This is a genomic window from Nostoc sp. (assembly GCF_036917195.1).
Classification (GTDB): Bacteria; Cyanobacteriota; Cyanobacteriia; order Cyanobacteriales; family Nostocaceae; genus Nostoc.
Genome location: NZ_JBALDG010000105.1, coordinates 1 through 11,264, shown reverse-complemented (window position 1 = coordinate 11,264; position 11,264 = coordinate 1). Strand labels below are relative to the sequence as shown.

Here is an 11,264-nt window from a genome sequence, read left to right as displayed (position 1 = left end):
TCTTCTCCTTTTTCTTTTATATATATGTGCTTTTCCCGTTCTGGAATCGATTCGTCGCACTTAAACAACTTCATTGGCATGGCTGATTGCTCCTTATGCAATAGCTGATATCAAGAAAAATGCTTCAATATTTGTATTCTCATCAGAGAACTTTTTGACTTCCTTGATTTCAAAATCCTATCAATCTTTTTATTTAATAATAGTAATCTTGATAACAATAACATGAATATATATTGTAATTTATTAATGAACTTAATTATAAATAGACAGGTCTAACTATATTTAAAATAATATTTATTTTCAGATGCAAAATATTTTTAGTTAGTGAACTAAATAAACAGACCTTTCTAGCTAAAAATAAATAAATAAATTATTCAATTGCTGTCCTAATTCTGGATGTCTCAGTTGGATAAATAGGTGAGAGTTGCTCAACCCAAACAACAAGAAAAAGGTGGTTATTGGATGTTTTGAGGCTCTCTAACTGAAGCAGTCCATTGCGCGGCTTTGCCGACTTTAAGAAACTGCCGTGATTGTTAATTGTAACCACTAATACTGTTTGTAAATTAATTTGAAAGTGCAAGTAAATTTGCCAGATGTATGATATTCTTTATTTATAAGGAATCTAATAAGAGGACAAAAACTCCTTAGGTTTCTTTGAAGTGAGTTGTCAGACCAGCCTCATCATTTATTGGTGATGACATAACGTTAATCGAAGTGGAGCAAAGCCGCCAAAAAATCGGTTTTTCGTTTGGCGAAGTCGTTTCCATAGGGTAGGCTGGACTGATTTTTTTATGTATCTTCTTTCGTGGAAAAAGAATATTTGTCTTGCAGTGATTAAGCAAAAACCTCTCATTCACCTGCTATAGCTGTGGAGTTTTTTGAATTATTGGTAACAGTATTGCAACTAATTTTTAGTACCCTTGTTATATCTCGCGTCCCACTAATTCCCACTAATATTTACTGCTAAATCTGTAAGAAGCTGTTTAACTTCTAGCAGATAACTGCAATATTTATAGTGCTGGATAGACGGTTGATGTCCACTGTCTGACTATATTAATACTGTCACAATTCGGGCAGTTAACTCTTTCAAAAACTACAACTCTATTTTGATTCAGCACTCTACTTGATTACACCATAATTTTGGAGCAGAATCAATAAGTCTACGCCATTACTGAGGTTTTTATGCGAAAAATCGCTATTTATGGAAGAGGGGGAGTTGGCAAATCCACAACGACTCAAAATGTAGTAGCTGGACTGACTGATGTGGGTCGCAAGGTGATGGTTGTAGGGTGTGACTCGAAAGCAGACTCTACCCGGCTCCTATTGGGGGGATTCCACCAGAAGATTGTACTCGACACGTTGCGTAAAGAAGAAGATAATGTCAATCTAGAAGACTTTCGCCAGGAAGGATGGGGGAAGACGATGTGTGTGGAATCAGGTGGGCCGGAACCCGGTGTGGGATGTACAGGTCGAGGCATTCTGACATCAATCGGGTTGCTGGAACAACTTGGTGCCTATGATGATGCAGTTAGACTTGATTATACATTTTATGATGGTCTGGGTGACGTAGTGTGCGGTGGATTTGTCATGCCCATTCGTGAACGCAAAGCTCAAGAAGTTTACATTATCACTTCTGGGGAAATTATGGCAATGTATACCGTCAACAACATCTGCCGAAGCATTCAGAAGTATTCTTCTATAGGCGGTATACATCTGGGAGGATTGATTTGCAACTCTCGCAAAGTCGATCAGGAAGATGATTTGATCAAAGCTCTGGCAGAGAAACTGGGGACTCAAATGATCTACTCTATACCCAGAGACAACATGGTGCAACGAGCAGAGTTCCACCGCAAGACGGTGATTGAATATGCTCCTGGGTCTGAACAGGCGCAGCACTATCGCAACCTGGCAACCACGATTGACAAGAACACAGATTTTGTGACTCCGAAATCTATGTCTAACGATCAGCTTGAGGAACTGCTGGTAAGGTTTGGGTTGTTTGACTAAGACGATGCAGTAGGGGTTATCCCTCATACCAAAGTGTCTGGAGCAATTGGCAACCTCTTACTTGAAAAAGCAGAAAAAACTGCGTAAGTTTCTTACCACCATTTGAGAAATGGGCATTCTCAACCACGCCAAAATTTGTCTACCTCATTGAAGGAGTAGAACTTATTATGTTGACTGAAGAGGTTTTAGTCCAAAAATTTATTACCGTAGCTCAGGGGCGCTGTCCCAAACTCGGCGAGCTGCTCCAGTACTGTCACGTCGAACTCGTAAACTCCTACTGGGGCTGCCCCCCGAAACTTATACAACATTTTGTTGTATTTTATCCTAACATGCTGTTTGCCTCAGTCAATGCTTACAAAGATATTTTCAGAAGTGTTGCCCAAGATTTAGGTCTATCGAACGCAGTTTGCATAAACGCCACACGCATTATTCGCGATCCCGCCTCAAGGTTGAAGCAAAAGAACCCCACTCTCTGGTTGGAACTCCAGTGGGTGGCGGTGCCCACTAGAAAAGGCAATTGGTATTTAGATCAGGACTTACCGCACTCGGACTAAAAGTTGAGTTATCGCAGCCTAATAGTACACGAATGCTGAAAGTTTGTAAATACTTGATGCCTTGGGATTTGAGCATTTTCTCTTGGTGATCACCGACTTGGTTCGCAGATTGATCAAAAAGCGATCGCCAAATAGTATCTAAAAAGGCAAGTATATTAGCTATATGTATGTTATGCTTGCGAAAAATCACCGAAATTGTCAAAACATCAATATGCCTTTCAACAAAAACGCCAAAAACTAGAAAACCTTGCTATTGCCCTAACAGATTAGGTTTGTCTGCTACGGCTTTTTCTAACGGAGAGATACAGTCTCATGAAACTAGACGTGAATCTTTGCAACAACCTGAAGTCAATCAGAACTCGCTTGGGCATGAGTCAGCAGGATTTAGCTAACAAGGCTGGTGTAACCCGTCAGAGTATTGGTGGTGTGGAATCGGGACAATATGCTCCTTCAGTTGCTATCTCACTGCGTTTAGCCAAGGCGCTTGGCTGTCCAGTCAAAGACTTATTCTGCTTCGAGGAAGATTTACCAGAAGTTCAAGCAGTTCTTAGCAAACCAGTCAAGAACGGAGAGCAATTGCGAGTTAGTCTAGCGCGGGTTGGTGGTAAATGGATAGCTTATCCCCTGGTTGGGAACGATGCTTTTCGCATCGAAATGATTCCGGCTGATGGTGAAGCAGTTGCGGTGGACGGATTTCCCGGCATAAGCAAACTGCTGAACCCGGAAGGTGAAGCAGTTGCGATGAGCCACCCCGTTGCAAAAAGAAATCTGAGCAAAGCAAGCTCTAATTCAGAACTTTCTAAGGTTTCCCCTGTTGAGGAACTGGCGAAAGGGTTAAGAAATATAAGCAAACTGCCGTTCTCCGATGGGGTTAAAGCAGAGTATCTGGAGGGTGAATTACAAAACCAAACAGGTAGAAATAAAGTTCTGGTTCGGCTGCTTGATGATATCGATAAATTGGAAAATACAGTTGTGATTGCTGGTTGTACACCGATGATTTCCCTCTGGGCAAGAGCAGCTGAACGTTGGCATCCGCAACTGCGAGTTCATCATATTTTCGCCAACAGTATGACAGCATTGCGTAGTCTGTGCCGAGGCGAAATTCATATCGCTGGAATGCACCTGTACTATCCGGAAACTGGAGAACATAACATTCCCTTTGTACGGAAAGCTTTAGCTGGTAAGAGTGCAGTTTTAATTACCCTTGGAGTTTGGGAAGAAGGACTTTTAGTCCCACCAGGAAACCCAAAGGGAATCAAAACAGTCAGCGACTTAATGGAATTAGGAATAACTATTGTTAACCGTGAATTAGGTTGTGGTAGTCGTATGCTTTTGGAACGTAAACTCCAAGAAAAACAGATACCATTACATATAGTTAAAGGATTTGACCATATCGTCTACAACCATCAAGATATCGCTCTGTCCGTAGTGTCAGGAATTGCTGATGCAGGTGTCAGTACAGCATCTGTAGCTGCTGCCTTTGGGTTGGGATTTATTTCCCTACATCAATCGCGATACGACTTGGTGATTCTTAAAGAATACTTGGAAGAAACACCAGTACAGCAATTGCTCAGTACCTTGGGACATCGGCTAGTCCAATCGCAATTAGAGGTTCTCGGCGGCTATGACATCAGCAATATTGGGGAAGTTGTAGCGAATATTTAGGGTGGAGTGTCAATCTAATTCGTAATTCGTTTCCTAATTTGTAATAACACTCGTTCACCCTTGGTACATCCCCTTCTCCCAAAGGAAGGGGCTAACACCTGTCGTAAGATGCCCGAACGCGAGAGCCTCTCCTTTAGAAGAAGCGCTGTAGGAACAAGAGAAGGCTTTACGGTGTGCTAATGTAATTCGTAATTATTACCTTATGACTAAGGAATATGTCTTTTAGTTTCTACAACTCAAATTAGTTGCTCTGTAACTCAATTACGAATTCCTCAAGTAAATCAAAATCACACAACAAGCTAGCTGCTCATGAATCATCACTTTACCATGAACAAACATCCCATTCAAATCAACGATACAACCTTGAGAGATGGCGAACAAGCGGCAGGTGTAGCCTTTAATGTTGAAGAAAAAATTGCGATCGCCACCTTTCTTGATGCCATTGGTGTTCCAGAATTGGAAATTGGTGTTCCGGCAATGGGGCAAGAAGAGGCAGAGTCGATCCAAGCCATTGCCAATCTGGGATTAAACGCCAAATTACTGGGCTGGAACCGTGCTAATTTGTCTGATATTCAAGCATCGATAGATTGTGGTTTAGAGCGAGTGCATATTTCCGTTCCTGTCTCAGAAATTCAGATTGCCGCCAAGTTTGGGGGCAAGCAGCAGAAAATGCTGAACCTTTTGCGGGATGCGATAAATTTCGCTTGCGATCGCGGTTTATCTGTATCTGTTGGTGGGGAAGATTCCTCTAGAGCCGATGAATCTTTTCTGCTGGATGTGGCGTTTTATGCTCAAGAGCTGGGAGCTTTTCGGTTTCGCTTCTGTGACACTGTAGGAATTCTCGATCCTCTGACTACTTACAGCAAAGTTCGCTCTCTTGTGCATCATTTATTCATTCCTATAGAAATGCACACACACAATGACTTTGGACTGGCAATGGCGAACTCGCTGGCTGGTCTTGAAGCAGGGGCGCAATCGGTTAACACCACGGTAAACGGGATCGGTGAAAGGGCAGGCAATGCGGCGCTGGAAGAAATTGTGATGGCACTAAAACACATCTACGGCATCCCAACGGGCATTGATACAAAACGGCTGTTGGAATTGTCTCGGTTAGTTGCTAAAGCTGCGAACTGGCCGGTTCCTCCCTGGAAAGCGATCGTGGGTGAAAATACCTTCGCACACGAATCGGGCATTCATGCTCACGGTGTGTTGCAAAATCCGGGTACTTACGAACCGTTTGCACCGGAAGATGTTGGTTGGGAACGTCGCCTTGTTGTAGGCAAACATTCCGGTCGGCATCTGATATTCAGTGTACTGCAAGAACATGGAATCACGCTCAGTCAGCCAGAAATTCAATCAGTGCTAGATGCTGTAAAGCATCAGTCAGTAAAAGTTAAGCGCAGTCTCACGGTTGAAGAACTGCTGAGTTTGGTGCCTCAAGGATGAACGCACACATTTACTGAAACATTAAGTTGCATTGTGCTTTTATTCATTAAAATGTAAGTAGATCAACTTATAAGCTTTCAGTCAGTTTGACTAAAAAAGACTTGAATCAAAAGTGAAGTTGGTTAAGAACGCATGACAATTTCGTCTCTGGTTAGCGTAGGCGCAGCCCGCCGTAGGCATCGCAATTATTGTACCAACTGCTATATTACCAACATAATTGGTAATAAACTATGCCAAGAAAAGAGCAAGGATGGATCACGTTTCAATTGTCTTCAGAAGAACTGCAATTTTTAGAACAGTACTGCCAGCAGTTCCAACGCACTAAGACTGATGTGTTACGCTCCTTGTTACGTAGTCTCCAAACAAAATTACGAAAACAGCAAGGGAAGCATTTTGATTCTGGGGAGGTTGATCTTGACTTACTTTGAGCAGTGGTGAAGAATCCTACTCGTAAAACCAATTGTCTTGCGCCCAAACAAACTCGTAACTAAAAAGTTGATAGTCTCTCTGAAATTGTAAAAAGTGTTCAACTTCAAATGTTGACTATGACAATTCCTACAGAACCAGTGCGATGTGGTGGGCTGCGCCTACGCGCTACAGTAAAATTCCCTCCAATTACAAAATTGGCTGGAACGATTTTCTAACTGTTCCAGTGATCAAACTTTTGCAGCTTGAGCAGAGTTTCTTGATCCAGAGGTAAATCAGATTTTTGATGCTCTGATGCCACTTGATGTCTAGGGTAGTCAGGATTGGTTAATTCTACTAAAGCATTTTTTTTCTACCATGCTTAATTTTCAGTCCATTCGTGCCACAGCAATGCAAAAAGTTCCATATGATTGGGCTTTGATAAAAAACCTGCTCTCAACTGAAGCAAGCTTAGAACTAACTGCGAGTTTTCCCTACGAAGAGTTTCGTTTATCAGAGGGAGAGGGATACGGATACTCTTGGGGAAAGATGCTTGCCACTAGCGAAGATATCTCTTTGATGCTCAAATCTAGTGATAATCGCTGGCGACAGCGGATGGCACAAGGCAGACTTACTTGTGATTTGGGGCATCTCAGTAATGTCTGGCAACAGTTGATAGAAGGACTGTGGACAGATTCTTACCGCAAAGCAATAGCCGAAATGTCTGGGTTAGAACTAAATAACTGTGTAATGGATATTGGATTTCGCCGATATAAATTAGGACAGTTGCATCACCCCCATACAGATGAGCCGAATAAAGTTTTAACTCATCTGCTATTTTTCAATCAACGATGGTCTGAAGACTGGGGAGGCTGTTTGCGAATTCTTAAAGACTCCCAACCGGAATTTGCCTTCCAAGATATCCTACCCTTGAGTGATTCCTCAGTTGTGATTGTGCGTTCTAACAATTCTTGGCATATGGTAACTCCGCTTACTTGCCCTGTATCTGAGTGTCGGCTAGCTTTACGAGTTGCTTTTTTTCGGAATAGTTGCCTAACTTCAGATTTAGGAGAAACCCAGTTAGCTGCGTAGCAGTCAAGTATTTTCTCTCTACTTTTGTCAGAAAATCAGCCTCCTGATTTTCTGGTTCTTCCTTGTCCTGCTTATTTATCGTCGTTGGTAATCCCTTTGAAATCGTAAAAAAGTGTTGGAGTTCAAAAGTTGACCATGACTAATCCTACAGAACTATTGCGATCGCGCTACGGTGAGATTCCCTTCAATTACAAAATTGATTGGAATGACTCTCTAGAAACACTGCTATCTCACCGTTCAGTTCGGTCTTATCTATCTGACCCTTTACCACCAGGAACCCTAGAATGGCTAGTTGCAGCTGCTCAATCTGCTGCTAGTTCAGCTAATTTGCAAACCTGGAGTGTGATAGCGGTTGAAGAGCAAGAGCGCAAAGCAGAATTATGCAAGCTGTCTAATAACCAAGTATGGGTTAACCAGGCTCCTGTATTTTTGGTTTGGTTAGCAGATTTAGGTCGGATGGCTCATATTGCTGACAGTCGCGGACTACCTCATGTGGCTCTGGATTACATAGAACTGTTGTTTAAAGCAATAATCGATGCCTCGGTGGCAGCGCAAAATGCCACTCTAGCCGCTGAATCTATTGGTTTGGGAACGGTATATATTGGTGCAATCCGCAATAACACGCAAGAGGTAGCAACACTACTAAATTTGCCACCTTTTGTGTTCCCCGTATTTGGATTGTGTGTGGGTTATCCCAATCCTGAAGTACAACCTGCTATTAAGCCGCGTTTACCGCAGTCAGTTGTATTTCACCGGGAAATCTATAAATTGGCAGAGCAAGATGAAGCGATCGCTCACTACAATGATATCATGAAAGAATTCTACACTCAACAACAGATGAATGCCGCTGTTGATTGGTCGCAAAACTCAGCCGAGCGAATCGCCACTTTAGACTATTTAAAAGGGTGCAAGTATTTGCGGGAAACTCTCAACAACTTCGGCTTCAAGTTGCTATAAAAGTCTTCACCGTTAGCCTTTGGCATCTTTGCTTAGGAAAAGACTTGTTATCGCTTCATTAAAGACCCTAAATCCTTACATACCCAAAGTTACACACTTCACACTCAGTCTCAAAAGATAATTTTGGTGCGTAAGTCCTAAGGAATAAATAGACCTACCAACTCGCCAGCCCTAGCAATTTTCCTGCTTGAAACCTTTGTACTAATTTGGGGAATCTCAAGCCATTTAAGCAGTCAACAGGCAAATTAAATGGGTATTCCTGCAAGCTTTATCTTTCAAAAAAGGGCTGAATTGTAAGAATCGCTCTTTGAGAGAAAATTGCTGACCAAAAATGTAGAATTTACCCCCTGAAACTAAAGGAGCTTCAAACAATGAATATGAAGGAGTTGTCTACCAAAGACCTCAACAAACTACGCTCTCAAGCCAAAATAATTGTCAATCGAGTGGAGATTTTCGTAGAAACTTACTTATTAGAAACCTCTCTTGATGAGAAGATGATAAACGAAACCTTACAAGAGATCATCAAGGCTGCGAATAACTTAACAACCGCAGTATCCAAAATTAAAACCGCAGAAACGGTACGTGGTGACTTGAACGGTTCAAAATAGTTTAATCGGGCTGAGTGGAACCCCATAGCTAAATAATGGGGATTGAATACAGTAAGTACTGAGTGCTGAGTAATCGATGCTAGATACTCAGCACTGTTTCCGTTCTGGAGATCAATGAATCTAATTGTCAGGAAATACCATGCTCAAGGGGCTAATTTCAAACTTCAATAACTGGTTACAAAAAAATAAAATTGTACGTAACCTGGAATTTTTTCAAGACTTTATTATTATTTCTCTCTGCCTTGGTTTATTCTGTGTGATGCTGATCCGACTAGGAGATATGTTCTTCTCCTTTTTACATCCCTTGGATTTGCGGCAAGTAACATCTGATATCTTGTTTATTTTGATTTTAGTAGAGTTGTTCCGCCTGTTAATTGATCATCTACAACAACAGAGGACATCCGTGACCGCAGCAGTAGAAATTACTATTGTTTCTGCTTTAAGAGAGGTAATTTTACGTGGTGTTCTCGAAATTCCTCGTGACCAAATTTTTGGAATAGCGATATTTTTACTAGTGTTAACAGGAATTATGGTGGCTTTACCTTGGATATCTCGTTTTCTTGAACAGGTCAAAATTCCTCACCCCGAAACAAAATAAAAAACTCAATCATTAGCTGAAAATCATCTAATTTCTGATTAATTGTAACCACAAATACTGTTTTAAAATTAGTTTTCAATCGCAAGTAAATTTGCCAAATGTATGATACTCTTTATATATGGATAAATAAAAGTACAAAAGTTCTTCAAAAACAAATAAGGTACATATAGAATCACTACTATCATCAGCTTGGACAAGACAAAATTTTCTTTTAAAGGTATGGTTTTTGCATCTTGTTAACTCATAAGCCAAAAAGTGAGGTTGATTCAGTCAAACATATCTGGTAAGGGTTCAGGCAAGAATAAACGCTTTAAAATCAGATATGCAGCGTTAAGTGCCTTTTCAGTATTTTTCACTCAAGCCTCTGTTTTTTGCCTATCAACCTTCAATGGCACTGTAACATTGGGCCTAATAATGCCCAAAAGCTATTTGGTGGAATGCATCAGATTCCAAAGCTTCTACCTATCGAAATGAAGCTGCCCTGTAAAAATAATTCTCATAATGAGAACTACTACTGTTATTTTGGCAGGTTTTAAGTCCAACCTGAGTCGTTATATAAGTCAAAAGGTTGTGAATGTTCATAGTTATAAATTAGTTTTTTATTACTAACTATTAACTTCTAGCTAATAGATTGATTAGAACATAATGTTTGATTATCTTACATCTTTCAACAACCACAATTTACCCTACCCAGATACAATTCATCCCATCGTTGTCCACTTCGTAATTGCGATGATGTTGTTTGCCTTTGTGTGCGATCTAGTTGCTTATTTCACTGGTAAAGCTCGTCTTTTTGAGGTGGGTTGGTGGAATATGTGTGTTGCCACGATCGCCATCTTTGTTGCTGTCATCTTTGGTCAGTTTGAAGCTGGCTTGGCAAGACCTTACGATGCTGTTAAGGCAGTACTGAACATGCATACGCTGCTTGGCTGGTCACTGTCTGGAATTATTGCAGCGATTACAGCTTGGCGTTATGTACTTCCCACACGCAACCCTGACAAATTACCGATTCATTATATGGTAGCAGGGCTGTTTTTAACCCTAATAGTTGGCTTGCAAGTATATCTTGGAGATGAACTTGTTTGGATATATGGACTGCACACAGTGCCAGTTGTTGAAGCATTAAAAAATGGTATTTTGCGATGAACTCGGAACTAATTGACCAATTAAGTACACAACTAGGTACTAACGGACTGCCTTATACCATTCCCATTCATCCTAACTTAGTCCATTTCACTTTGGGTTTATTCATCATTGGGATTACCTTTGATATCGTTGGTGTGCTGTTTCCCTTGGAAATATGGGTCTTCAAATATTTTGCGATTACTGTAAAACGTGCCAACTTCTTTGATGTTGGCTGGTACAACATGATCGCTTCCAGCATTATCACTTTTTTCACTGTGGGGGCAGGCTTTTACGAAATGCTTTTAGCAGCACCACCTACTGATGTCAAGAGTGCCTGGGGATTACAGGCAATGCAAACCATGATTTGGCATGGTATAGGTGGCGTCTTTTTATTAGCACTGATTCTTGGTATGACCATCTGGAGAGGATGGCAACGTTACATCTGGGACAAACAAGCATATAAACAGACAGATAGAGAAGTGCAGTGGATCTATCTGTTCGCAGGCATAGCAATCATCTTCATTATGTTCATCCACGGCACACTAGGAGCGCAACTAGCCACCGAATTTGGAGTACACAATACAGCAGATAATTTGCTGCGATTGGGCCGAGACCTGAACACAACACTTAAATAAGTCATTTGCCCAATGCCCGATACAACTCTTGAAGAGGCTGCGTCCTAAGCGTAGCTGTACCGCAGGCTTTACGACGCTGCCCATGCCCTATGCCCAATAACCAAAGACCATGAAAATCCAGAAGATTTTAAATATTTTGACGCTGCTTACAGGCGCGATCGCAGTGACTGTT

At 41.3% G+C, this 11,264-nt stretch carries 10 protein-coding genes and 1 pseudogene; all 11 read left to right on the top strand.

The window, feature by feature from the left end:
- Window positions 1–1,182: 1,182 nt before the first annotated feature.
- The 11 genes and pseudogenes from nifH (at window position 1,183) to V7K40_RS33460 (ending at window position 11,092) form a co-directional block, all read left to right on the top strand.
- Window positions 1,183–2,007, top strand: a complete 825-nt coding sequence (gene nifH, locus V7K40_RS33510; RefSeq protein ID WP_334967173.1) for a nitrogenase iron protein — start codon at window positions 1,183–1,185, stop codon at window positions 2,005–2,007.
- A 167-nt stretch (window positions 2,008–2,174) separates the two neighbouring features.
- Complete coding sequence (locus V7K40_RS33505; protein ID WP_334967172.1) at window positions 2,175–2,561, top strand: hypothetical protein; 387 nt, start codon at window positions 2,175–2,177, stop codon at window positions 2,559–2,561.
- 312 nt (window positions 2,562–2,873) lie between these two features.
- Window positions 2,874–4,226 (top strand): substrate-binding domain-containing protein, encoded by a 1,353-nt coding sequence (locus V7K40_RS33500; protein WP_334967171.1) that lies wholly within the window; start codon window positions 2,874–2,876, stop codon window positions 4,224–4,226.
- Between the two features lie 327 nt (window positions 4,227–4,553).
- Complete coding sequence (nifV, locus tag V7K40_RS33495) at window positions 4,554–5,672, top strand: homocitrate synthase (RefSeq protein WP_334967174.1); 1,119 nt, start codon at window positions 4,554–4,556, stop codon at window positions 5,670–5,672.
- 230 nt (window positions 5,673–5,902) lie between these two features.
- A pseudogene (locus V7K40_RS33490) lies at window positions 5,903–6,031 on the top strand (CopG family transcriptional regulator); the annotation flags it as partial.
- Between the two features lie 424 nt (window positions 6,032–6,455).
- Window positions 6,456–7,169: a 2OG-Fe(II) oxygenase gene (locus V7K40_RS33485; protein ID WP_334967170.1), complete on the top strand. Its 714-nt coding sequence runs from the start codon at window positions 6,456–6,458 to the stop codon at window positions 7,167–7,169.
- 135 nt (window positions 7,170–7,304) lie between these two features.
- Window positions 7,305–8,126: an NADPH-dependent oxidoreductase gene (locus V7K40_RS33480; protein WP_334967169.1), complete on the top strand. Its 822-nt coding sequence runs from the start codon at window positions 7,305–7,307 to the stop codon at window positions 8,124–8,126.
- 371 nt (window positions 8,127–8,497) lie between these two features.
- A complete protein-coding gene (locus V7K40_RS33475) occupies window positions 8,498–8,734 on the top strand; it encodes a hypothetical protein (protein WP_334967168.1) in 237 nt (78 codons plus the stop codon).
- 139 nt (window positions 8,735–8,873) lie between these two features.
- On the top strand, window positions 8,874–9,332 hold the full coding sequence (locus V7K40_RS33470) for a phosphate-starvation-inducible PsiE family protein (protein ID WP_334967167.1): 459 nt from the start codon (window positions 8,874–8,876) through the stop codon (window positions 9,330–9,332).
- A 645-nt stretch (window positions 9,333–9,977) separates the two neighbouring features.
- The gene (locus tag V7K40_RS33465) at window positions 9,978–10,478 is read left to right on the top strand and encodes a DUF2231 domain-containing protein (protein WP_334967166.1); all 501 of its coding nucleotides are present in this window, start codon (window positions 9,978–9,980) and stop codon (window positions 10,476–10,478) included.
- A complete protein-coding gene (locus tag V7K40_RS33460) occupies window positions 10,475–11,092 on the top strand; it encodes a DUF2231 domain-containing protein (RefSeq protein WP_334967165.1) in 618 nt (205 codons plus the stop codon). Before V7K40_RS33465 ends, V7K40_RS33460 begins: the two co-directional genes overlap by 4 nt.
- Window positions 11,093–11,264: the final 172 nt, after the last annotated feature.